Genomic DNA, 23,754 nt, shown 5'->3' with positions numbered 1-23,754 from the left:
ATTTTTTTTTTTAGGGAAATGGTTGTCAGTTAAAAAACAATTCTTTATATTCCCCTATAATTTTCTCATTTTGTACTAATTTCCACCACTTCCTCCCGGGGGTGTACCCTGAAAACTTTCCCAGTTATTTTTTTAACCAGTTGTATATTGGTACGGGCATGGGAGCTTAAAGTGGGAATCTTAAAACAGGACCCGCCTGCCAGGGCCATGTAGGGAATAATTTGGTCTCCCATATAATTATCTAAAGTGGCTTCCCTTCCCAGAGAATATAGTATATTTTTAGCAGCATCTTCGCCAACTTTTTCAGCAGATTTACCTCTTTTTCCTAAAGCATTTCCTCCTATGCGAGTATTTCCCTGGGCCCAGACCACAATACCCGAACCAGGGGATAAATTATTGGTGCTATGTTCTACTGCTATATCCACCTCGTAACCCGTTTTAGCAAGAATTTTGTGAGCAGCTAAAGCTTGCCTTTCAGCCACATGTAGGGGAAGGTTGGTGGCATGAGAAATTCCTTTAATGGAGTCAATTTCAGGTTCTAAAATTTTTAAAGGATTTAATTTTTTTACAGGTAAAATTTCAGCTTTTAAAATTCCACCTCCACGAGGGTAATGACCTCTTTGAATTAGCTCTATCCCACATTTATATCCCATTAGTTCTAAAATAGGCAGGGTAATATATTTTAGATAATCGAATGGTGGGGCCCATCTAACATCAGAACCTCCTTTTAGAGTTATTTCTACTTTTTTAGGGGCAAATGGTGCGGGTATCATAAATGCCTGTAATACCAGGGCCATGCTTCCCGCAGTTTTTATATCTAATTCCAAATTCCCTCCCCTTAATTTGCCTGGACAAAAAAAAATTTCCTCAGAACCTGTATGAAAACCCTGAAATTCTGCATTACATAGCCAGGAGAGGGCAGTTAGTGCCATTAAATGCTGGGATGAAAGGCCTTTACGAGGTCTTTGGGCCCTTATATTCTTTATATTAAGTTTTTTAGAAGTAAGAGAAGCCAGGGCAGCAGAGATTCGAACCACTGCTCCTCCTCCTTCGCCAGAAGAACCATCTATTTCTATCAAAAAAAATAACCCCTTAAAAAAAATTAGTGGGATATGAATCATCTATTTTTTAAAAAGAATGTCTTTAGATTTATCTATGTGGGGAGCTATTATTTCCAATTTTTTAAAGGAGCCCTTTAAAATATTTTTTATTTCATTTAATTCCAATTTTTTTCCATCAAAAGAAGCCATATCCAGTCTAAGTGTAGGAGAAGCACCCGGCATCCCCACAGCAGGTATGGTGATAACTCCATATTCTTTTAATAAAATCATAGCCCATAAAAAGGATAGATCATCAGGACTTAAAAGGGTATCAATATTTCTTTTTTCCAGTTCTAAAGCTATATCCCGGGGTAAAATCATCACTCCGGTAGGAGTTTCGTTAAATCCTTCAAATTCTTGATTTAGTAATTTTTTTAATTTTTTCTTTTTATCCAGGGAATTTAATATGTTCTCTGGATCGAATTGTTCCAGAGCTCTTACCATACCTGCAACTAGAGGGGCCTGGGCTTCTAAACCAAATTGATGGGCTTTTGATTTGATTTCATCAATTAAAGACGATTTACCGGCCATTAGACCGCCTCGGGGTCCGTCCATTAGTTTATCGGTGCTGGTTACTACTAAATCAGCACCTAAGTCCATAGCAGAAGGTTGATTGAAAACAATAGTCCTTAACCTTGCTCCTGAGGCATCATCCACCAGCACTGGAATTTTGCCCCCGGGATGAGAATGGGCTTTTTTAATTATTTGCTTAAATTCTTCCTCAGAAATCACCTTATGATCCATGGTTGATCCGGTTATGACCACCAGAGAGGTGTTTTCGGGTAAAATAAAATCTTTTAAATTATCAAATTCCAGATAATGCCCCCCCACCAGCCGGGTGCTGCGAGGGATAGAAGGATGGGAAGGTAGTTCAGGGAGGTAGTGAACCACGGTACTATCTTTTTTAACCAGTGCTAAAATAGTAGCCAGAATACCTGCACTGGTGCGATTAAATCCTAAAATTTTTTCTCCACCTAAATGGGTCTTTCCATATTCATCCAGCATTTTTTCAAATACGGCCGGACCCACATAGGTTTCTAAAACTTCAAAATCCTCTTTTTTTAGTAAATATGCTCCAGATAAACCAGTTAAATCATATAAATCCCTGCGACCATTTTTCTGGATATGTTCATTAATAAAAAAAAGAGCAGTTTCCCTTTTTTTTACTTCATCTAAATTAGTTTTAATAAGCATGTTAAGTCTACCTGTAAATAAATTATTCTTGATTAAGGAAATCAGATTTATCCTCATTTTTATGATTATTAGAATTATTATCAGGAGAAGGATGGGGATTTCTATTTTTATTAGGTTCTGATTTTAGAATAATAGCTTCATCAGCAGAGTTTTGTAAAGCAGCACTAAATCCCGGTTCTGCTCCAATAACAATGGTATCCTTTCCATTTTCTTTGGCCTTATTAATAATTGGTAAAAAGTCAGCATCACGAGTCATCAGGGCAACAACATCAATACTAGGATTATAAATTAATTCCATAGCCTCCACGGCCATGTAAACATCAGTGTCTCCTGCCACTACAATAGGTGTGAATCCCTGGTTTACTATTGCTTCTATAAGCTTATCTGATGCATATTGGTTAAGAAGTACTTTCCCAACACGCATATTACCATAATCCGCCATTATTTTTCTAACTAAATCTAAATTAAGGCTAAATTCTTTTCTAAGCATGTTGGGTCCGTCTACTAACAGTCCAATAGCTTTATCGCCTGCCTCTTTCTTCTTTAAAGGTATATAGTCCTTCAATGAAGTGAGTTTTTCAAAGCTGCGCATTTTTATGTCCTCCATTTATTTTATCTTAAATAGATAAAAGATGAATAAAGATTGTAAATAACCATAAAAGTTATGTATCTCATGGGATATATAGTTAAGATTTTTTTGCAGGTTATATAACTTTAAAAAAAGGTCCACATCCCCCAAACACATTACTCTCCTTAAAATAATAAGATAATAAGTGAAGATAAAGCTAAAAATTAAAAAATAAAAAAAAGAGATGTTAAATAAATAATCCCTGGTGATTATTAATTACTCTATTTCCAGTGAAAATTCATCCTGGAATAGTTCCTGCACTACTTTTAAATCTTCATCAGAAATTCGGGTGATGGCACCTTCTTCTAATTCTTTAAAGTAGTATTCAGCATCAACTATCTTACCGGAATCATTCATATACAGTATTATTCCATCCACAAATTTATCAGGATTATCTGATGGTAAGAATAACTCTAAACGAACTAAAATTTCTGAACCACAAATACCATCATAGAATTTAATTTTCTCTTTTTCATCTTTCAAGAGTTTTTTAAATAATCTCATACGGGCCTTGAGTTCCTTTTCAGCTTTTTGTGCTTGTTTATCACTCATAATATCACTTTATTAGAAAATTATCAATTACAGTAAAATGTTTTTTTTCAAGTTCTTTGGTATTTATTATTATCTATCAGTAATGTTATAAGTTTAATTATCAGGGTAAAAAAAGATCAGGTCCGGTTTTTTTTAATTTTAAATTATCCATAATTACTTCATAATTTTGATCCATCTATCTAGATATAAATGAAGATTTATCAGGGGTTTTTGGTATATATGCTAAAAAAGTAAGTTACAGGGATTATCCCGGCACATGGTATCAATCTGTTTTTTTGTAATTCCCTCATTTAGCATTGCCTGAATAAATTGTTTAAAACCCTGCACCGGAATATCATTATGTGTCTGGCCAAAATCAGTGGCCATGATGCACTTTTGAGCTCCCACCTCCTGTATAGCCCGGGCTATTTTTTGAGGTTCCAGCCCATCATGCTGGGGCATGCAGGCCACAAAACAATGTTCTAAATATCCATAACCGGACATTTCTTTTTGTTCATCTATGGTGGCACCAATAACACCGGTTAGGGGATGATTAATAAGGATGCGTTTTAAATTCCAGCTATGGGCCAGATCCAGTACTCTGAAAATATTTTCCACCCCCAGGTGGCCTGTGGAGAGTACCAGGTCATAATCTCGCACCAGGGCCAGTATTTCTTCCAATTTATCACTATCAAGTGGTATTTCTCCAGCAGAGATGGTGGGTAACCATACTATTTTGCCCCCTAACTGGGCACAGATTTTAACTGCCGAGGGATTAATACCCCCTACACTGGAATTAAGACATATGCCTCCTATAACCGGAATATTAGAATATTTTTGTGCTATCCATGCCCGGGTGGCTGTAGATTCCACATGGCACTTGATAACCAATCCGGCCATATTTTCATTCCGGGCAGTGGTGGCTGCTTCCCGATCAGAGCATATACGGGGTTTTATATCCGGGGCGGTGTGGACATGGGTATCAATATAATTATCCAACCTGATCAAATCTTTTTCCATTATATATTATCCCTTAATTTGATTTATTTCTGGATTTAATATTATTTTCAACTTTTTTATATAAATTAGAACCTTTAGAATCCATGGCCACTACCAGCGGACCGAAATTATCCACTTCCAATTCCCATATAGCCTCAGGTACTCCCAGATCTAACCAATGGACATTTTTAATGGATTTAACCGTTTTAACATAAAGAGCAGCGCAGCCCCCTACTGCCGCCAGGTAAACTGCATTATTTTCAACCAGGGCCTGGGAAGTATCATCATCCATCCCTCCCTTGCCAATAACGGCTAAAACCCCTCTTTCAACTGTTTCCCGTTGAAAAGGATTCATCCGGGTACTGGTGGTGGGACCAACCGCTACCATTTCAGCATCTGTAACTTTTAGGGAATCAGTAGAATTTTTATTTTTCTCAATTTTTATAATAGGGCCTGCATGAAATATTACCGAGCCTTCTAAATCATGAGGGGCGCCTTCCTGGATAATTCTTTGATGGGCCCTGTCCCTGGCGGTGTAAATAGTTCCAGAAATGTATACCACATCCCCGGTATTTAATTTTCCTATGTCTTCTGCTTTAAGAGGTGTTTTAAGTTTAAATTCCATGATTCCATCACCTGATTTTATTATTATAGAGGGGGATAACAAGTTAACAGTAGTTATAATAAGATAATCCCCTAACTTGACCTAAAAGATGATATTCCAAATAAAGGCACTATAATTATAATAAGATAATCTTAATTGCATTATAATTTATTTAAAATATACTAAAACAGCATCACTTAATATAGTACTTTGCTCAATAAAAAATAGGAATATGTTTTTATATTATTATTGTTTCACTGATAAATCGTGATTATAAGAGGTATGATATGTCTAGTATGAATAATGTAATGGGCCTGAGTAAATACATGCTCAGTCTGCCCCAAACAAAAATTTCATTATTTACAATGGTTTTTTTAAGTTTCATCGTAGGTTCTATTGGATTTTCAATTGATCCCACCCCGGGGGTTAGCTTACTGCAGGATATAATCTATGGTGGCTCTGCTGGTTTTTTGATTTTTGGATTGGGATCCATTATGAGTGGGGCTATTACCCAGCCCTGGGTAAACTCCCTTAATGGAAGAAAAATGAAGATGAAACAATCCATGTTTTTAGCCTTATTTTCCATGGGCATAATCTCCATTATTTATTTAATAGGCTGTGCAGTTTCCACCATTTTTGAAATTAATGTTATACTGGATTCCTTGATATTTGGTTTTGCATTAATTTTCGCTTTCAGGACCCTGGTCATATGGGGTACTTCCAATATTAGTCTTCTTAATTCCGTATTAATAGCCTCAGCCCAGCCCGGCCTAATAATCAGTATGTTGATTGTGGTATTATTTGTATCCACCACCGTGGTTGCAGCTATAGGCTACATCAGTGTGCTGGCCTTTTTATTAAAAATCATCATTGCCAGTTCCATACTCATTTTAGCAATTTATTCTTTTGTAGTGGTAATTGAATCACCTATGCGTAAAAATCTGGGACTGGGTGGATTGGAATTATTAAGCTTATTTATTTCCCATATCACTGAAGGTTCTACTGCATTGGAAGGGCTTTTTGAAGAAATAGGAGAACCTATAGATACCTTAGTAGGAGTAGTGAGTTTTAAAACAAAAAAAGGCATTAAGGCTCTTTTTATTAGTCCCTGTGTTCATCCCGGACCTATTGGGAGTATCGGTGGTTCCAATATGCCCACCATACTGGCGGAAAAGTTTGATCATTTCACCATGGTAGCCCATGGGCCCTCCACCCATGACTTCAATCCGGTATCCACCAATGAAATAGTGAAAGTGGAGGATGCTATAAAAAGCTCCCTGGATGATATTTCTTATTCAGATAAAGCCAGTACATTTGTAAGGTTAGGTAACAAAAAAGCAAAATTAGGGGCTCAATTTTTTGGTGATGATTTACTTTTAATGGCCACCTTTGCTCCAGAGGGCTTTGATGATATTGATTTTGGAGTGGGGCTGGCCATGATAAACCTGGCCAAAAATAGGTGTTCTGCTGAAAATATAATACTTGTTGATTGCCATAACTGCTTTAAAGGTGAATCCGGCCGTGTACTTCCCGGTAATAAGGAAGTTTTCCATTTAATGGGAGCTGTTGAAAAAATTGAATGTCTGGATCAGTATGGATCTATACAGGTGGGATGCAGTCATGATCCTCTGGTTAACCTATCCCGGGTAGAAGGAATAGGTGAAAGCGGAGTTAAAGTTATGGTGATAGAAGTTAACGGGCAAAAAATGGCCTATATTTTATTAGACTCAAATAACATGATTATTGGATTCAGGGAGAAGATCATAGATGCTGTAAAGTCCCAGGGTATAGATCAGGTGGAAGTAATGACCACCGATACTCATTCTGTGAATACCTTAGCCGGAGGACATAATCCGGTGGGTAATAAAAAGGCAGATGAGATAATAAATAAAATAGTTGAATCTACCCAAAAAGCAGTTGAAGATCTGGAAGTTGTTCAGGCAGGTTGTAAATTAAGTAAAATAGAAAATTTGAAAACTTTAGGGCCTACCAATGCCACCGAACTTGTAGCTACTATCAGTTCCATTGTAGCTGTAAGCAGGATATTCGCCCCACTGGTATTTATTCTGGCACTGATATTCGTCTTTGTATGGACTTTTCTTTTAACCCTATAGGTTTTTAAACCTTATTTTTTTAAAAAAAAAGAAATTTAGTTTGAAAATAAAATCTTAAAAATAAAAAAAAATTATGTCAGGTTAAGTAGCATGGACCATGCCACAAACCAGATGAACATGAAGGGCACAATACCGCTCCATAGCCAACCCTTAAATCCACCTACTGCTTCTTTACCTAATATTCTTTCAGATAGGTTTCCTACAATTATTAATATTACCAGACCTGCCAAAGTTCCAAGAGCTTGATTATTCCCTAATGCTGCAATTGATCCATTGGATATGGTGAAAGATACAAATGCGGCTATTATAGCCCCAACAACATGAATACCTGCCATTTTAGCATCAACATCCATCATTATTCCTCCATAAAATTAAATTTCTATACTTATTTACCAGTTGTCAACATTATTAATAGTTAAGGTTTAATAAATATACTTATCATCCTTAACTCCGGTGCTATCCGGATAATCAGTTATGATAACTGAAAATATTTCTATATTATTTTAAAATTTAATTTCCTATTAAATTCCTGTAATATAAAATTATCTTAAATTAAAATAAATCTCACCCTGGTGTTAAAATGAAAAAAATGTCCAATGTAGATATTTATGCTGTATGCCACGAACTTAATGATTTACTGGTTGGTTCCAGAGTAGATAAAGCTTATCAACCTACCAAGGACACCATTATTATTCGTTTTCATGTTAAAGGTAAAGGAAGAGTTGATGTAGTGTTTCAGGCAGGTGTCCGTATGCATACTTCCCAGTACCCTATGGAAAATCCTAAATTACCTCCCAACTTTCCCATGATGCTCCGAAAATATATAAAAGGAGGGATGGTGAACCAGGTCAAACAACACAACTTCGACCGGGTAGTGGAAATAAAAATCTCAAAAGAAGAAGAATACACTCTCATTGTAGAATTATTTGCAAAAGGAAACATAATACTCCTTAACAAAGATAATAACATCATACTTCCATTAAAACGAAAATTATGGAGCGATAGGCAAATTTCATCCCGGGAAGAGTATAAATTCCCTCCAGATAGAGGAATTAACCCTTTAAAACTGGAAAAAACCCAATTAAGAGAAATGTTTTCCAAATCAGATAGTGACCTGATACGTACCCTGGCCCGAAATGGTCTGGGAGGTATATATGCCGAGGAAATAATAGAGCGCAGCAAATTGGATAAAAATATAACTGCAGCTGAAATATCCAAATCAGAGTTAGATACTCTCTATGAAACCATATTAAACTTATTTGAACCTTTAATAAATCATGATTTCAAGCCCCATATAGTTTCAGGTGATAAAGAAGATGTGCTACCTTTGGAGCTGGAAATTTATGAGAATACTACTAAAACATACTTTGATACCTACAATGAAGCCTCTGATGAGTTTTTCTCCACTAAAGTACGAAAAGAGATAAAGGGAGTGCAGGAAGAATTATGGGCCGGTAAGGTTAATAAATATGCCAAACGTTTAAGAATCCAGGAAGAAACCCTGGAAAAGTTTGAAAAAACCATAGAAAACTCCACCATAAAAGGGGATCTTATCTATGCCCATTATGCTCTCCTGGAAAAGTTAGTTAATGTGATTTTAGAAGCAAGAAATAAGTATTCCTGGGCAGAGATAAGGAAAATACTAAAAGAAGGAAAGAAAAAAGGCCTCCAGGAAGCCCAGGTAGTGGAATCCATGGATAAAATGGGGGCTATGGTCCTTAATATTGAAAAAGAGAAGGTTATGATTGACCCCTTAAAGAGTATCCCGGAAAATGCTGAAATTTATTATGAAAAGGCTAAAAAGGCCAAAAGGAAGATAAAAGGAGTTCTAATTGCCATAGAAAAAACTAAGGAAAAACTGGATAAAGTGGAAAAGAAAAAAGACCTGGCTTTAGAAAACATCATGGTCCCCCAAAAGAGAGTTAAAAAAGAGTTAAAATGGTTTGAGAAACTACGCTGGTTTTTAAGTTCTGATGGTAATCTGGTTATTGGGGGGCGGGATGCCCACACCAATGAAATCGTGGTGAAAAAACACCTGGAAAACAATGATATTTACCTGCACAGTGATATCCATGGCGCCCCTTCAGTGGTAATCAAAAAAAATCAGGAGGAAATTTCCCAAGAAACACTCCAAGAAGCTGGTGAATTTGCGGCTTCTTTTTCCAGTGCCTGGAGTAAAGGATTTGGTTCACAGGATGTTTACTGGGTTAAACCAGATCAAGTATCAAAAACACCTCAATCCGGAGAATTCGTAGCCAAAGGTGCCTTTATAATTAGAGGAAGTAGAAATTATATCCGGGGCGCTGCCTTAATGGTGGCAGTAGGGGTGGTGGATTATCAGGGAAAACGGATAATGGCCGGGCCGGTGAGTGCGGTTAAAAAGTATACAGATAATTATGTTATCCTGAAACCAGGTTATGGTAAAAAAGAAGCAGTGGCCAAGGAGATACTAAATAAAATAGATGAAAACAGGAATTTCAAGCTGGAAGATGTTATCCAGGTATTGCCTTCCGGTAAGTGTGATATTGTTACCTTAAAAAAATAGCTGGAATTAAAATTTAAAAAGAATGTTCAAGAATCCAGGTTTATATTTCCCTGGATTTCTTTTTGTCTTTGATCTTTTTATTTAAAAGGAAATTGATATCAATCACATATTTTCCTTCCTGATCAGAAACTATTATGGAATCATCTTCCATAAGCGAACTTAGATTCACTTCATAGATTCCATGCTGTTTTACCATTATGGTTTCAATGGATTCCCCTTTAACTTCTTCTATTTTTTCTTTTTTTCCTTTGCTGGAGTATTTGAAATATTTGCTACCACATTGGGGGCAGCCTTTAAGAATTTCTTCTGTTGCTTTTAATTTAGCACCACAATTAATGCACTGATGCACCAGAATCACCAATTTCTGCTATCATAGATAAGAAGTTAGATTTCTTTTTAACAGCTTTCATTACATTGGCCGGACCAATGATAGTTAAGCCTACTTTTCTTTTCTTAGAAAACCCAAAAAAAGATCTTTCATCCTTTTCCAGGGTGAATATATCAATTCCCACAAATTGCTCAATATCAATTTCCCGCATAGTGGTTTCTATCAATTCTGCTTCTTCTGCTGGAGATAATCCGCCTTCAATTACCAGCAAATCTCCCTCTTTAACCCTATCGACTATCATGGAAATCTTTTCCATGCTGCTGAGGGATTCAAGAGCATCAGATGATAGAAAATCCATTTTTAATCCTTCCATTTTTACAACCCCGCCAATATTATTTAAATTTTCTAACCATGGACATGTATAATTCGCCAGTATTCTCTCCATGTAAAGCAGAAATAGGCACCACCGTATGTTGCGGAAATACAGATATGATTCTATCTGGATTTGATTCCTCCATATCTATTTTATTGGCCACTATTACAAATGGAATTTTTCTAGCTTCTAAATTCCCGATAATGGTAATATTGGCCTGAGTTAATGGATCACGGGTGGCATCCATAACCAGTAAAACTCCAGTAACATCATCCAACCATTTAATAGCCTCGATTATCCCTTTAGTCGCTTCTTTTGCTCTTTCTTTTGCTTCATCTTCGGATAATCCAAATTCCAGGAAGTTTTTATAATCCACCTTGGTGGCAATTCCAGGGGTATCAATTATATCAAAGTCCAGTTCCACCCCGTCCTGTTTAATAGAAACCCTTTCCTGTCTGTAAACACTACGGGTTTCGTGAGGAATGTTGGAAACCAGTCCAATAGGCTTTCCCAGCCAGTCCTGAGACATGGTATTAGCAAGAGTGGTTTTTCCAGAATTAGGATGGCCATAAAGCCCAATTTTTAATTTTTCATCCCTTCTAAGTAGTTTATTTAAAAATCTCATGAAAAATTCACGCATTTTATCACTCTTTTAGTGTAAATAGATTAATTATTATCATCGATATTATTCCTGATAAGTTTGGCCCGGTTTTAAGATAACCACATCAATTTCCGGGCTTTTAGATTTAACAAGTTCTACGAAATGATCCGGGTCCTGCTGTATAATGGGAAAAGTATTATAATGCATGGGAATAACCTTTTGAGGGTAAATCCATTGAGCCGCAATAGAAGCTGCCTCCGGGTCCATGGTAAACCGGTCCCCCATAGGTAAAATAGCCATATCTGGTTTAAATATTTCCCCTATAACCTGCTTCATATCCCCAAATAATCCGGTGTCCCCGGCATGGTAAATACGGTAACCATTTTCCAGCTGGATTATAAAACCTGCGGCACTGCCTCCTGGGGCCACTTCTTCCATGAAGTCAATATCTGAGGAGTGCTGGGCATCAACCATGGTAATTTTAACATTTTGAACCATACAAGATCCTCCGGTATTCATACCTAAGGTTTCAAAACCCTGCTGGGCTAGGAATATGGATAACTCATGATTGGCAATTAAAAGGGCATTATTCCGGTCGGCTATTTCCATAGCATCCCCAAAGTGATCGGCATGACCATGGGTTAGCAGGATTACATCTGCCCCTATATCCTCCACCGCCACCTGACAGGAAGGATTGTTACTGATAAATGGATCAATAAGGATCTTTAGATTTTCTTCACTGACAATTTCAAATGCCGAGTGACCAAACCATCGTATTTCCACTAGCTAGCCTCCAGTTCTATATCTTTAGAAAGTCCCCATGCTTCTTCAAATAATTTTTCAATCTCGGAAATGGATTTTTCATCCTTATAGATTACACCCACTTCAAAGCTCTCATAGATAGGATCGGTAGATATGATTAAACCATGATTATCATCAGAAACCACCGCCACCGTATGTACATGAGGCATGGTTTTAATCTGAACATCATTATCCAGAAGTACTTTAATTAACTCCACTGCGGCATCATCATCCAGGCTGGCTTCCTGAATAATCATACGGCTATTGGTATCCATGAATTTTTTAAGAATACCCACATCTATATTTCTAATCCAGGGATACATCATTATAACTTTTTTTTCAGCACTTATAATGGTTTCTTTCATGGCATCCTGAACATCAGCAGCATCAAAAGACCAGATAATACTGGGGGCTTTAGATTCCGACCTGATTTGATTTAAAGCACCTCTGAATGAATCCAACCTTTCTTCAATCAATTCTTCCACATCATCCACATTTTCTATGTAATCTTTTTTCAGTTTATCCAGCCGGTTTTTAACATAGTGAGTGTCATTTTTATCCATTTTTTTAACTGGTTTAATGGTTTTAAGTTCCGGTTTTTTGGTCTCTTTTTTTGCTTTTTCAGGAGATTCGGCTTGTGATTTATCTTTTGCTGGAGCTTCATCTGTTTTATCTTTTACTGGAGCTTTAGGGGCCCTGCGAGGTACTCTTTTAGGAGTTTTAAGTTCTTTTTTTTCAGGAGGCACTGCTTTTTCTTTTATTCCTTTGGCTTTTTCATCAACGGCTTTAGAATCTGCTTTCTTTTTACCCCGGCCGGGCATTCGCAAGAATTTACGAGGGGATTTAGTTGGTTTTTCTTCGGCTTTTACTGGTTTGATTTTAGGGGCATCCTTTTTAACTACCTGTGCTTTTTTTACTGGTTTTACTGGTTTAGGTACTGGTTTTTTCTCTTCCATTATCTTCTTAACCGTGGTGGGTGGTTTTCTCATTTTACTTCTATCTTTAGAAGGAGCTACCCTGGTTTTAGTTTTAGAAGATTTTAAAGCAGCCATGTCTATCTGTGTACCAAACAATATAATCAGCATAACCCCAATTACAAAACTACAAAGACCTGCAAAAAATAATAAAAAATTCGGTGGTGTGGAAAATCCGAAAGACATGGCATAAAGCCCGGCAAATAATAAGATTAACCCTGCAAAAGTAATTATTAAATATATCATCTGATGCCTCCCATTTCAATCATATAATATTCTCCTTATAAGTATTAGATGTTTAATCTCCCCCAATAAAAACATCATATTAATATAAATGATTATTTATTTGATATTCTGAATAATAAACTATTGGGTAGGGATATTGCTTATGGAGGAAGTTTTTTTTTAAATAAATTTTTTTTATTAGAAAAGTGTATATAAAAGTATGATGAAATAATTATTATTTGATGTTAGGAGGAAAATATATGGATATTTTAATGGATGAGAACGGACAGGGGGCCGCTGAATATATTTTATTATTTGGTGGAGTTATAGTGATTGCAATTGCGGCCTTGATTATATACCAAAATTATTTTAGTGGCAGTCCCGAATTTGTAGATGATGATTTAGGTACTGTAAGGACTAATGTAGCAAGAGAACGTAGTTAATAAAATTTAATTAATCCTTAAAGCAGCCAAGAGTTGTTTTAAGATCTCTTGCGAATCTTTTTCATCACTTAATGCCCAGGCCAATCTCTGGGTAATTATTCTTTTTTGATTTAAATCCTGAGTATTTATATAACGTAAAATTTTGGTAAATATTTCATCGAATTTATCAGAACTTGAATTTTCTATTCCTTTAAGTTTAGTCATCTTAATTCTAAAAAGAATTTTCAATTTATGTAAGGCCTTTTTTGCCTCTTCCAGGTTATCTGATTCTAATTTTTTTAGAAAGATTCCTATTTCAATTGGATCGGTATTAACTTTACTGAATATTATCCCATCAGATTTCATAGACTGGACCCTTGATATTCCCTCATATATCCCAATATCATATCCGGTAACAGTAATCTTATTATCCCTTAAAAGCCTCATTAATGCTTCATTTAAGGTTTTATCTGAAACAGTCAGGCCTGATTTTTTTCTTACCTGCTTTAATAAATCAACCCTGGATAGATCTTTTTCTTCCAGTGATTGGATTATCACATGATGGACTTCATATTTTCTAGGCATTTTTAATTCCTTTATTATTTTATGTGATTATATTCACAATAACTAATATAAATATTAATGGCTTTGTGAGTTTATTTAAGTTAAATGATTGGTGTTGGGTTGTGTTTAATTAAGACATTGATAAATTTATATATTAGATGCAACAAGATACTAATTACACAACATATGGAGGTGTTGGCGCATGAACTTTTTAAAAGATGAAAGTGGACAAGGTGCAGCAGAATATATTCTATTATTCGGTGGTGTGATTGTTATTGCTATAGCTGCTTTAATTATCTACCAGACCTACTTCACTGGACAAGATTTCAACACAGATCAAGATATTGCTGAAGTCCGAACTAATGTAGCACGAGAAGGATAATTTAATAAGTGGAAGTTATAATGTTAATAGATGAAAAAGCGCAAATTAGTGCCGAAATGGTGCTACTTATTGGTGCAATATTGGTAATAGTATTGGTTGCAGGATCATACGTGTTTGACATATCTCAATCCGTTGCCGGCAACATAAGTAGTGTTATTGATACTGCTCGCGATTCAACTATTAATAAGATGTAACTTTCCACAATACTACTTTTTTATTTTTATATATAGTTTCAAAGTTTTCAGTATTTTCTTTTTGAAGTACTAATTTTGTAAATAATGAATTTTCAAATTTCTTATCCATGACCACTGTTTTTTCATCATCCCATAAAATAACTATGCAAAAATTGCTTTTTGAATTTACATATCTCCGTTTTATATTTTCCTGTTTTATTTCTATAACACAATAGGGTTCCTGATTCTCCCAGGTCATATCACCCTTTTCCAAATCGAATATTACTTCATTGGTTGAATTTATAACCGGATTATCAGAATCAAAATTTCCCACCGAGTAAGTATAATTGCCTCCTTTTTCCTCTTCAAAATCCCAGTTTCCAAAATAAAAATTCCAATATCCTGTATTAATCATCCGATCATAGGTTAAAACTATAAAAGGCCTTAGCTTATCAGGATGGGTAAACTTTAATATTTCCACTGATTGTTTCTCAGTTAAGTTATATTTATTAATCAAAACTTCAGAAGCTAATGCTTTATCTATTCCTAAAATCTCGTTAAGTATTAACACGGTTTTAGTAGTGTTATGAGTATACTCATCCAATGTTAAATAGGCACTATCTCCTCTATTTGCTAACATGCGGAATATTCCAGCAGATAGAGTTTCATTACTGGTTGAAAAAGCCCTGCTAATCCAGTATTCCCTAGAAGTATTGGGTATTTTCTCATCAAAAGTAAGATCTGAGTCATAAAATTGTCTGGTAGGTATCGTTTCTACATAGGCAGAACGCCCATCAAAAGCTACTGGACGCTCCGCTATGGCACTAAAAAAGTGCCCATAACTCCAATCAGAAATTATTAAAGTATCATTAGAAGTATTATTTCTAATCCATTGGGCAGAATTCCAAATATCATCATTGGACATGGGTAAGGCGTAGTTTAAGCTTTCATTTGCCATTATAAGTTGGGGAGACAGTATAAAAATAATTAATATACAATATGCAATTTTTCTAATTTTATTATTTTTAAAAATATTATTCAGATAATCAAATAAAATCCCCACCGCGATTCCTGCCAGAATGGAAAGGGGAGGAATTAGTAGCAGTATGAATCTAGCTCCTTTTAAAAGAGATATGAATCCCAATAACGTCCATATAACTAATAAAGAATATATAGACCATCTCATTTTTCCTAAATAAATTTTTTTCATTTGATTATTTGTTAAAATTCTAAATGTAAGAAATATTCCCATTATACCCATTGGTAAAACAAGACCTAATTCAGATATTATTTCCCCAATAGACGGTCTTTGTAATTCAGAAACCATAATATAAAGATCTGGCCAGGGGCTCCAGGGATTAGTACCTACCAAATTGAAAAGTTCTAAAAGCCCATAAAAAGGTTTTAAAAATTCTATAATGCCAAAAAATATTAATATTAAGAGTAATGATCCTCCGGCAAATATGCAGAGTACAAATAAGTATTCCTTAACGTTTTTACCATTAATAAGACCCCATATGATATAAAATAATGTAAAGAAAATGATAATATAAAAAATATATTGCCATCCGTTCCAGGCCATAGAGAAAAATAGCATTAAAATAGAGGATATGGAAGCATAAAATGCCTTTTTTTTAATATTATCCGCTTGAAGAGCTTCTATGAAACACCAAACTACCAAAACCGGAAATAAAACATTGAACATGTCTGTATCAAACCAGCCGGGGATTGTTCTCAGCAAATAAAAAGGAGTGATAACAGTTAAAATACCTGCCACTATTCCTGCTGTATTATTTGAAAATCTCTTAACAAAAAAATAAACTGCAATTCCAGCTAACGGTGAAATTAGTAAGGGTAGCCAAAAAGCAACATTAAGTAGAGGTATGGTTACAAAATAATTTATAAAATGATATATATATGCCGTTATATAAATCAACATCGGAGGATAATCCATTGGTACTCCTGGTGGAGAATATGAATAAGAATCCCATTCCTGGCCATTAATTATTTTATCTCCAAGATGTCCATTTTCAATATAATTTCTGGTTAAGCGGTAGTTGTAGTATGAATCCAGTTCATACATATAGGGTTTGCCTTCAAAATCCCTGTAAAATTCCTGATTTTGTGCTCCAACTCCAGGTAAATTAACCGATTCTATTCTGAAAAATAAGGCTATGGAAACTATTAAAAAAATAGAAGTTAATGTAATTATTAATTTTTTTTTTGACATATTATTAAAAGCCTATTTGATTATCTAAATTTATCAATAGCAGATTTAAAATTATAACGTTATGATTAAATTAGATTTATTTTTTTTTAAAGATGATTATATTGCTCCATCTAGTTTTAAAAGAAGCAATTATTTCATAGTCATTTAATTTTTGGTTAGAAGCTAAGCTTATAAAATAATCAACTTCATTATCAATTAAAATATCATTTATTTCACCATCTCTTTCTTTATCAAATACATTTATAGCATAAATATTTTTTTTAAAGTACCATCTAAGGTGTGGCCAGAAATAGTCTGTGCAGATAATCTTATTTTTATAATCTGGATCATGATTTTCTAGCCAGCTACTAATCATTTTTAATTCATTATGAGTATTATATATCTCATGATATAGCTCGCCGCTATAATCATTGTTGAGGATAATGAATTCTCTTTGCCCGTTATCCGAAATATTTAAACTAAAGTTTTGGCCGTTAGCTATAGGATCATGTTCTAATTGATACACAAATTGAATACTTGAAATTAAAAGTGCAAATACAAGTAGAATATATATTCCATTTTTTATACTAATATTCCTTATTTTAATCTTTGTATTTTCAGTAAACCCACTCAAACCCATCAGAATAAAATAGGAAATAGCAGGGGCCATGGGAATAAAATATCTAATAACTTTTACAGAATATACACTATGAAAAATAAGATAAGAAGCTAGCCAGAGTAAAAAAAGCATGTCTAAATCCAGATTCTCTAAATCATCACTTCTTAATATTAGATATAAAATATAACTACTTATTGAAAAAATTGAAATAGATACTAAATAATTTACCTTATTAAAACTAATTAAAAATAATACTAAAAAACAAGCTAAGAATAAAATTTTCCTATTTTTAATGTTTTTTAAGTTTAAGCGTTCTTTTCGGGATATTAAAAATTGTCTAATATTAATATAAGTTCCTAAAATAATCATGTAGCCCATTAAAACAGCTATAACTGCGAAAATAATCATTACAATCCAGTAAGGGCTATTTAAAAAATCAAGGTTAATTAAGGAGTAAAGGGAATTTTTAAAATAGTACCATATTTCAGGGTTGTAGGCGAATCTGGGCCCTGCAGTTTGAGCAGTTGTAGCTGAATAGAACCCCAAGAGGGGAGTTATAGGATTTCCAAAGTTATTATAATAGAATATGAGTGCCGGGATTAATAAGGGAATTGATGCAATTATTCCCATGATAATATCTTTTAAATTATTTTTTAGAGAGTCGTTTATCAATACATAAAAAGCAATAGGGAATATTAAGATGGCTGAAGGGTATCTGGTTAAAAATGCTAATGTAAAAACTGGGAAAGATATGTAAAAAAATTTACTATTTCTTTTAACTGCCAGCACCGTAAAATAAAGTGCCCAAATGGACAAAGATGCACTGGCAACATCGGTATAACCAGCCCCAACCCATAATAATACAACTGGAAAGGAAACATAAAATAGAGATCCTATGAAACTCAATAATGGTTTAAAACGTAAATTAAAGAAAAGATAAAGTCCTATAACTCCCAGAATAAATAAGATACCATCCACTATAAAAATAGCTATTTCTGATTCAAATCCTGCTCTAAATAAAAGAGAGGTTAGGAATGATAAAAAAGGTGGTCTGGCTGGATCAATATAACCAAAACCCTGGCCGGCAAAGTATTTTGCATTGGCCAGAAAATCAAAGGCATCCCACATGGGCCCCATGGTCATTTGAACCTGGATTTTATAGTAAGTGATAATAACAGTGATTAATAGTAGAGTTAATAAATAAGATATAAAGTAATTATCCTTCTTTAAGTAGTCCTTTAATCCTTTTATGTTATTTTTCAATAAATCACACCTTAAATTTTATAAAGATCCGAATTCATCCAGGGCACCATAGCCATCAACACACACTGCTCACTATTACCCACCCGATCCAGCAAACCATCAGTCAAAAAACTAACCGCCCCTCTTTTTTTACCCAGATTATCCACCCCGGTAAGCTCATCCATTATATGACCTACCTCTCTACCCTTTAAAACTTCCTCCACCACATGGGGAGGATATTCAAAACCAGCACTTACCCCTAAAGTAACTTTTTCCCCATCATAGATAGCACACCATTGCATATCAACATAACCAGTGATAGTTTCTTTAACCGGCACCAGACCAGATTCAATACCTACACTTAAATCAAATTCTTCACTATAGGCATTTTTAGCCCTATTAACTGCTCCCTGGATGGTTTCATCCTGGCCCAGGGGTTGATCTGGTACTCCTGAGTCCACTTCCCGAGATAGTACTTCCACTTCTTGTTCGGGATAGATTTTTTTTAGAATATTTTCCACTGCCCGGGATTTAACTGGATTTTTAGAACCAACTATCACCTTCACTTAAACACACTCCTTAGTTTCTTTAAAATGTGTCCTTTGCGATCTATCTCTCCTTTTCGTATACGGGTAGAAGATATGGGCCTACCATCCTCGGCAAACACTGTTTCTATGACCACTATATCCATAGGATCCATGCCTTTTTTGGTTCTAATCTCATTTATCTTAACTGCGGTGGGTTCGGTTTCCTGACTTACCACAATGGCCTCAAAATCTGCTTCATGGATGGTGGTTCCAAAGGGATCCTCCAGTCTTTTTATATGGAATTTTTGGGGGTAGATGGTGGATAAAAACTCATTTAAATTAGACATCCGGGTATCACAGGATTCCACATCCCCTTTTTTACCTCCGAACTCATCAGAAGTAACCCCAATAATTATTTCATCCCCAATTCTAAATGCTTCTTCCAGGAGGGAGCGGTGACCCTGGTGGAACTTATCAAAGGTTCCCCCAACTGCCACCTTTTTATATTTTTTTGAAGCCATCATATGGACCTTTTATTTGTATAATACAATTTCAAAAATTGAATTAACAATATTTAATGATTATTATCTTTTAATTATACTTATTTTAGCAGAAATAAGTATTTCTCCACTAATTATACCTGTCACATCATTAACCATGATCACCAGTTATATTCCCATTAAACCATCTATACCCCTGCCACATCATTAACCATGATTACCAGTTATATTCCAATTAAACCATCTATAACATCAAATAGCTGATTAATTTTTTCACTTAAATCTTAGATTCTTAGTTTATCTAAAAACGATATGTTGATAATAGTTTAAATAAAATTATAAATTATGTTAAAAGAACACCACGTTGTGTTGAAAAATCCCCGCCAGGTAGATTTACGTTTTGCATCATGCTATCCTAATTTATATCGTACTGCCATGTCTTCACTGGGTTTTCATATTATTTATCATTTTCTTAACTCCCGGGAGGATGTATGGTGTGAAAGGGTGGTTTACCCTTACTATCGCAGCCTGGAATCATCCACCCCCCTTAAAAACTTTGATATGATTGGTTTTTCCCTGCAATATGAACAGGATTACTTCCATCTTCTGGAGATGCTGGAAAAAGGTGGTGTTCCTTATCGGAAAAAAGACCGTGACCATAATCATCCTTTAGTTATTGCCGGAGGGCCCTGTGCCACCGCCAATCCCCTGCCCTTATCCCCTTTTGTGGATTTGTTTATTGTGGGAGAGGCAGAAGTAATCATGGATGAGTTAATAGATACCTATCTGGAACTGGATGATCCTAAGGGAGAAATTGATGCTTTTAAAGATATTAAAGGAGTGTATGTTCCAGATAATCCGGTGCAAAAAGCTTTGGTAAAGGATATGGACCAGGCCTGCCACCCCATTTACCAGGTGGTCCCGGAAACTGATGATAAAAATTTAATACCGGCTCTGGGATCCTCTTTTTTACTTGGGGTTTCCCGGGGTTGTACCCGGGGGTGTCGTTTCTGCATGGCCGGATATTTATACCGTCCCCGCCGGGAAGCATCTTTAAATAAATTATTTAAAATTGCAGAAAAAGGCTATGATGCCACCGGACTTCAAAAAATAGCTTTAATTGGTGCTGCAGTTTCTGATTACACCCGTATAGATGAGCTATGTGCTGGTCTTTTAGAGCGAGGTTTTAAAGTAGGGACCCCTTCTTTAAGGATTGAATCTATAACATCAGGTACTCTAGAATCCTTACAACAAAGTGGCCTTAAAACCATAACCCTGGCCCCGGAATCAGTGTGGAAAGTTAGAAAAAGTTTAAATAAACCAGTGAGTGATGAGAAAACTATAAAAGTCCTTAAAAAAGCTTTGCATATGGGTATGAATATTAAAATGTATTTTTTATCAGGTTCACCTTTTGAAACTTATGAGGATACAAAAGAGCTGGTTACTATGATGAAGGACCTTTTAAAGCTCTCTCCCCGTAAGAATGCTATACGTTTTAGTGTTAACCCTCTTATTCCCAAACCCCACACCCCTTTACAGTGGGAAGGTTATGATGTAAAAGAAATAAAGTCCCGTTTGAACTATATCAAATCCCAGCTTAAGGGTTATCCCCTTAAGGTGGATAGTCCCCGTTCCGGTCTAATCCAGTATGTGCTTTCAACTGGAGGTTTAGAAGTGGCAGATTTAATTGAAAAATCATATAAAAATCAGTTATCCTTCCGGGACTGGTTAGCTTATTCAACTAGAAGAGACTTTGGTTTGGAATTGCCATGGAAGAATATTGATGTGGGTTTAAGAGCAGATTTCTTAAAAGAAGAATATGATAAAATGAAAGAAGGAGAAATAACTCCCTGGTGTGAAGAAACAGCCTGTTATAATTGTTCATCATCTAAATCATTATGTAAATAAAAGTGATTAATTATTATAAAAATTAGGTGAATTAAATGATAAATCCTGCTAATCGAGTAAAATCAATAGAATTATCCCAGATACGTAAAATGTTTGAAATAGCAAGTCCTGATGCTATAAATTTAGGTATTGGAGAACCTGATTTTGACACTCCACTCCATATAAGAAAAGCGGTGGTGGATGCCCTGGAGGAGGGATTTACCCATTACACCTCCAATAAAGGAATTATTGAATTACGAGAAGCCATATCTCACAAATTAAAGAGAGATAATAACATTCAGGCTAGTCCTGAAGAAGTTATTGTAACAGTAGGGGCCAGTGAAGCCATTTACATGTGTACTCAAGGCCTGGTAGACCGGGGTGATGAGGTTCTTATTCCAGATCCTGGATTTTTATCTTATGATGCCTGTATTAAGCTTTCTGAAGGGAAAACTATTCCCGTACCTCTTAAAAAAGAAAATAATTTCCAGATGACGGTGGAAGATGTTGAAAAAAGGATTACCCCTAAAACCAAGGCTTTGATTCTTAATTCCCCTTCTAACCCTACCGGAAGTGTTATGAAAAAAGAGGATGTTAAGGCCATAGCCGAGCTTACCCAGGATAAGGGCATATTCATCATATCAGATGAGATATATGAAAAAATAATCTATGAAAAAGAGCAGCATTCCCCGGCTGAATTTTCAGATAAGGCCATAACCATCAATGGTTTTTCTAAGACCTATGCCATGACTGGTTTCCGGGTGGGCTATGCTGCTGCCCGGGAAGAAATAATTGAAGAATTGCTGAAAGTACATCAATATAACACGGCCTGTGCCAGTTCCATCTCTCAAAAAGGCGCTCTAGCTGCATTAGAAGGGCCTCAAGACTGCGTGGCAGAAATGGTAGGTGAATTTAAAAGAAGAAGAGATATGGTGGTATCCCGGTTAAATGAGATGGGTTGGCCTTGCAGACAACCTGAGGGAGCATTTTATATTTTCCCGGAAGTGGGTAATTCTTCTGAATTTGTTAAAAAAGCCCTGGAAAATGAGGTGGTGGTGGTTCCCGGGGAAGGTTTTGGTAAGTGTGGTGAAAATCATATACGTATTTCCTATGCAACTTCCTATGATGCTCTGGAAACCGCCCTGGATCGTATGGAATCTATAAAATTATGAAATATTAGGAAGGATTTTTATGAAATATAAATTTGCAGATAGGATGTCCCATATACCTCCTTCCTTTGTCCGGGAAATATTAAAGGTAACTGAGAGTCCAGAAATAATCTCTTTTGCCGGAGGTTTACCTCATCCTGTTAGCTTCCCTGTTGAGAAAATTAAAAAAGCATCCCATGATGTTCTATCCCGGTATGGTAAAGAAGTATTGCAGTACAGTACCACCGAAGGACATCTACCTTTAAGGGAATATATTGCCGGGAGATATGCCAGTCAGGGATTGAGAATAGATGCAGATGAAATTTTAATAACCAATGGTTCCCAGCAATGCCTGGATCTGGTGGGTAAGGTGTTCCTGGATAAAAACGATAGGGTTCTTCTGGAAAAACCCACTTATCTGGCGGCCATACAATCATTCAGTTTATATGAACCAATTTTTAAGTCAGTGCCCTTAGAGGATGATGGTCCGGATATGGATTATCTGGAAGATATTCTGCTTCAAAATAAAATAAAATTATACTATGCTATTCCCAATTTCCAGAACCCCACCGGTATAAGCTATTCCCTGGAAAAAAGGAAAAAAATAGCCGGTCTTCTATCTGAAGGTGATACTGTACTGGTAGAGGATAATCCCTATGGTGATATCAGGTTTAGAGGCACGGATATTCCTCCCATTAAGTCCTTCCATGAGGAAGGAATATTATTTGGTTCTTTTTCTAAGATTGTCTCTCCTGGTATGCGTTTAGGTTGGATAGTAGCTGAAGAAGAAATTATGGAAAAACTGGTAATTGCTAAACAAGCCTCTGATTTACATTCCAATTATTTTACCCAGAGGGTGGTTTGCCAGTTCCTGGAGGATAATGATTTAAAAGATCATATATCCACCATAAAAAAGAGTTATTATGAACAATGCCAGCTCATGTTATCTTTAATGGATGAGTACTTTCCAGAAGGAGTTACTTATACCCGGCCAGAAGGAGGTATGTTTTTATGGGTAACACTACCTTCTGGTATTTCTTCCCGGGAATTATTTGACCTGGCCC

Annotated in this window: 25 protein-coding genes (1 of these 25 running past the window's edge); 8 read left to right on the top strand and 17 right to left on the bottom strand. The window is 35.6% G+C overall.

What is annotated here, in order from left to right; translation table 11 throughout:
* Positions 1-65 precede the first annotated feature (65 nt).
* The 6 genes from rtcA to HYG87_RS09085 form a co-directional block, all read right to left on the bottom strand.
* Entirely contained in the window at positions 66-1,079 is a 1,014-nt protein-coding gene (rtcA, locus tag HYG87_RS09110; RefSeq protein WP_211532855.1) for an RNA 3'-terminal phosphate cyclase, read from the bottom strand.
* A 42-nt stretch (positions 1,080-1,121) separates the two neighbouring features.
* Positions 1,122-2,294 (bottom strand): TIGR03576 family pyridoxal phosphate-dependent enzyme, encoded by a 1,173-nt coding sequence (locus tag HYG87_RS09105; RefSeq protein ID WP_211532854.1) that lies wholly within the window; start codon positions 2,292-2,294, stop codon positions 1,122-1,124.
* Between the two features lie 22 nt (positions 2,295-2,316).
* Positions 2,317-2,886 carry a TIGR00288 family NYN domain-containing protein gene (locus tag HYG87_RS09100; RefSeq protein WP_249164904.1) on the bottom strand — a complete coding sequence of 190 codons (570 nt, stop codon included), beginning with the start codon at positions 2,884-2,886 and terminating at the stop codon, positions 2,317-2,319.
* Between the two features lie 252 nt (positions 2,887-3,138).
* On the bottom strand, positions 3,139-3,474 hold the full coding sequence (locus tag HYG87_RS09095) for a hypothetical protein (protein ID WP_211532853.1): 336 nt from the start codon (positions 3,472-3,474) through the stop codon (positions 3,139-3,141).
* Positions 3,475-3,696: 222 nt separating this feature from the next.
* Positions 3,697-4,473 (bottom strand): DUF6282 family protein, encoded by a 777-nt coding sequence (locus HYG87_RS09090; RefSeq protein WP_211532852.1) that lies wholly within the window; start codon positions 4,471-4,473, stop codon positions 3,697-3,699.
* 13 nt (positions 4,474-4,486) lie between these two features.
* A complete protein-coding gene (locus tag HYG87_RS09085; RefSeq protein WP_211532851.1) occupies positions 4,487-5,077 on the bottom strand; it encodes a FumA C-terminus/TtdB family hydratase beta subunit in 591 nt (196 codons plus the stop codon).
* Positions 5,078-5,343: 266 nt separating this feature from the next.
* On the opposite strand from HYG87_RS09085, the gene HYG87_RS09080 reads away from it, so the two are divergent.
* Positions 5,344-7,170, top strand: a complete 1,827-nt coding sequence (locus HYG87_RS09080; RefSeq protein WP_211532850.1) for a DUF2070 family protein — start codon at positions 5,344-5,346, stop codon at positions 7,168-7,170.
* Positions 7,171-7,241: 71 nt separating this feature from the next.
* Here the strand turns inward: HYG87_RS09080 and HYG87_RS09075 are convergent, their stop codons facing one another.
* On the bottom strand, positions 7,242-7,526 hold the full coding sequence (locus tag HYG87_RS09075; protein WP_320055109.1) for an EMC6-like membrane protein: 285 nt from the start codon (positions 7,524-7,526) through the stop codon (positions 7,242-7,244).
* Positions 7,527-7,750: 224 nt separating this feature from the next.
* Between HYG87_RS09075 and rqcH the strand changes: the two genes are divergently transcribed.
* Positions 7,751-9,715: a ribosome rescue protein RqcH gene (gene rqcH / locus HYG87_RS09070; protein WP_211532849.1), complete on the top strand. Its 1,965-nt coding sequence runs from the start codon at positions 7,751-7,753 to the stop codon at positions 9,713-9,715.
* A 40-nt stretch (positions 9,716-9,755) separates the two neighbouring features.
* Here the strand turns inward: rqcH and HYG87_RS09065 are convergent, their stop codons facing one another.
* Genes HYG87_RS09065 through HYG87_RS09045 form a run of 5 tightly spaced genes read right to left on the bottom strand, consistent with a single transcriptional unit; the run spans position 9,756 to position 13,038 of the window.
* The gene (locus tag HYG87_RS09065) at positions 9,756-10,064 is read right to left on the bottom strand and encodes an OapC/ArvC family zinc-ribbon domain-containing protein (RefSeq protein ID WP_211532848.1); all 309 of its coding nucleotides are present in this window, start codon (positions 10,062-10,064) and stop codon (positions 9,756-9,758) included.
* A complete protein-coding gene (locus HYG87_RS09060) occupies positions 10,048-10,416 on the bottom strand; it encodes a DUF2073 domain-containing protein (protein WP_211532847.1) in 369 nt (122 codons plus the stop codon). The genes HYG87_RS09065 and HYG87_RS09060 overlap by 17 nt, the downstream gene beginning before the upstream one ends.
* A 19-nt stretch (positions 10,417-10,435) precedes the next feature.
* Positions 10,436-11,056, bottom strand: a complete 621-nt coding sequence (locus HYG87_RS09055) for an Era-like GTP-binding protein (RefSeq protein WP_211532846.1) — start codon at positions 11,054-11,056, stop codon at positions 10,436-10,438.
* A gap of 45 nt (positions 11,057-11,101) precedes the next feature.
* On the bottom strand, positions 11,102-11,800 hold the full coding sequence (locus HYG87_RS09050) for a metal-dependent hydrolase (RefSeq protein WP_211532845.1): 699 nt from the start codon (positions 11,798-11,800) through the stop codon (positions 11,102-11,104).
* Positions 11,800-13,038, bottom strand: coding sequence for a phospholipase D-like domain-containing protein (locus HYG87_RS09045; protein WP_211532844.1), 1,239 nt, complete (start codon positions 13,036-13,038; stop codon positions 11,800-11,802). The genes HYG87_RS09050 and HYG87_RS09045 overlap by 1 nt, the downstream gene beginning before the upstream one ends.
* A 239-nt stretch (positions 13,039-13,277) precedes the next feature.
* On the opposite strand from HYG87_RS09045, the gene HYG87_RS09040 reads away from it, so the two are divergent.
* Positions 13,278-13,460: a class III signal peptide-containing protein gene (locus HYG87_RS09040; protein ID WP_211532843.1), complete on the top strand. Its 183-nt coding sequence runs from the start codon at positions 13,278-13,280 to the stop codon at positions 13,458-13,460.
* A 6-nt stretch (positions 13,461-13,466) separates the two neighbouring features.
* Here the strand turns inward: HYG87_RS09040 and HYG87_RS09035 are convergent, their stop codons facing one another.
* Entirely contained in the window at positions 13,467-14,024 is a 558-nt protein-coding gene (locus HYG87_RS09035) for a hypothetical protein (RefSeq protein WP_211532842.1), read from the bottom strand.
* Positions 14,025-14,205: 181 nt separating this feature from the next.
* Here HYG87_RS09035 and HYG87_RS09030 point away from each other — a divergent pair, with 181 nt between their 5' ends.
* Positions 14,206-14,385, top strand: coding sequence for a Flp family type IVb pilin (locus HYG87_RS09030; RefSeq protein ID WP_211532841.1), 180 nt, complete (start codon positions 14,206-14,208; stop codon positions 14,383-14,385).
* Between the two features lie 20 nt (positions 14,386-14,405).
* On the top strand, positions 14,406-14,579 hold the full coding sequence (locus HYG87_RS09025; RefSeq protein ID WP_211532840.1) for a class III signal peptide-containing protein: 174 nt from the start codon (positions 14,406-14,408) through the stop codon (positions 14,577-14,579).
* On the opposite strand, the gene HYG87_RS09020 is transcribed toward HYG87_RS09025, so the two are convergent.
* The 4 genes from HYG87_RS09020 to HYG87_RS09005 form a co-directional block, all read right to left on the bottom strand.
* Positions 14,566-16,788, bottom strand: a complete 2,223-nt coding sequence (locus HYG87_RS09020) for an STT3 domain-containing protein (RefSeq protein WP_211532839.1) — start codon at positions 16,786-16,788, stop codon at positions 14,566-14,568. The genes HYG87_RS09025 and HYG87_RS09020 overlap by 14 nt on opposite strands.
* Before the next feature lie 76 nt (positions 16,789-16,864).
* Positions 16,865-18,649, bottom strand: a complete 1,785-nt coding sequence (locus HYG87_RS09015) for a glycosyltransferase family 39 protein (RefSeq protein ID WP_211532838.1) — start codon at positions 18,647-18,649, stop codon at positions 16,865-16,867.
* Between the two features lie 11 nt (positions 18,650-18,660).
* A complete protein-coding gene (gene yjjX / locus HYG87_RS09010) occupies positions 18,661-19,194 on the bottom strand; it encodes an inosine/xanthosine triphosphatase (protein WP_211532837.1) in 534 nt (177 codons plus the stop codon).
* Positions 19,191-19,676, bottom strand: coding sequence for a phosphopantetheine adenylyltransferase (locus tag HYG87_RS09005; RefSeq protein ID WP_211534287.1), 486 nt, complete (start codon positions 19,674-19,676; stop codon positions 19,191-19,193). The genes yjjX and HYG87_RS09005 overlap by 4 nt, the downstream gene beginning before the upstream one ends.
* 324 nt (positions 19,677-20,000) lie before the next feature.
* Between HYG87_RS09005 and HYG87_RS09000 the strand changes: the two genes are divergently transcribed.
* The 3 genes in view from HYG87_RS09000 to HYG87_RS08990 are tightly spaced (at most 35 nt apart) and all read left to right on the top strand, a layout consistent with a single transcriptional unit that may run on beyond the window.
* Entirely contained in the window at positions 20,001-21,563 is a 1,563-nt protein-coding gene (locus HYG87_RS09000) for a radical SAM protein (RefSeq protein WP_211532836.1), read from the top strand.
* A 35-nt stretch (positions 21,564-21,598) separates the two neighbouring features.
* Positions 21,599-22,714: a pyridoxal phosphate-dependent aminotransferase gene (locus HYG87_RS08995; protein ID WP_211532835.1), complete on the top strand. Its 1,116-nt coding sequence runs from the start codon at positions 21,599-21,601 to the stop codon at positions 22,712-22,714.
* A 19-nt stretch (positions 22,715-22,733) separates the two neighbouring features.
* Positions 22,734-23,754: the 5' portion of an aminotransferase-like domain-containing protein gene (locus HYG87_RS08990; protein ID WP_211532834.1), read on the top strand. Its footprint extends 155 nt past the window's final position; the window shows 1,021 of its 1,176 coding nt (coding positions 1-1,021); it begins with the start codon at positions 22,734-22,736; the stop codon falls past the right edge of the window.

It is taken from the genome of Methanobacterium alkalithermotolerans, from assembly GCF_018141185.1.
Classification (GTDB): domain Archaea; phylum Methanobacteriota; class Methanobacteria; order Methanobacteriales; family Methanobacteriaceae; genus Methanobacterium_F; species Methanobacterium_F alkalithermotolerans.
Note: the sequence above shows the minus strand (reverse complement) of the source record. Positions and strands in the feature narration are given on the sequence as shown.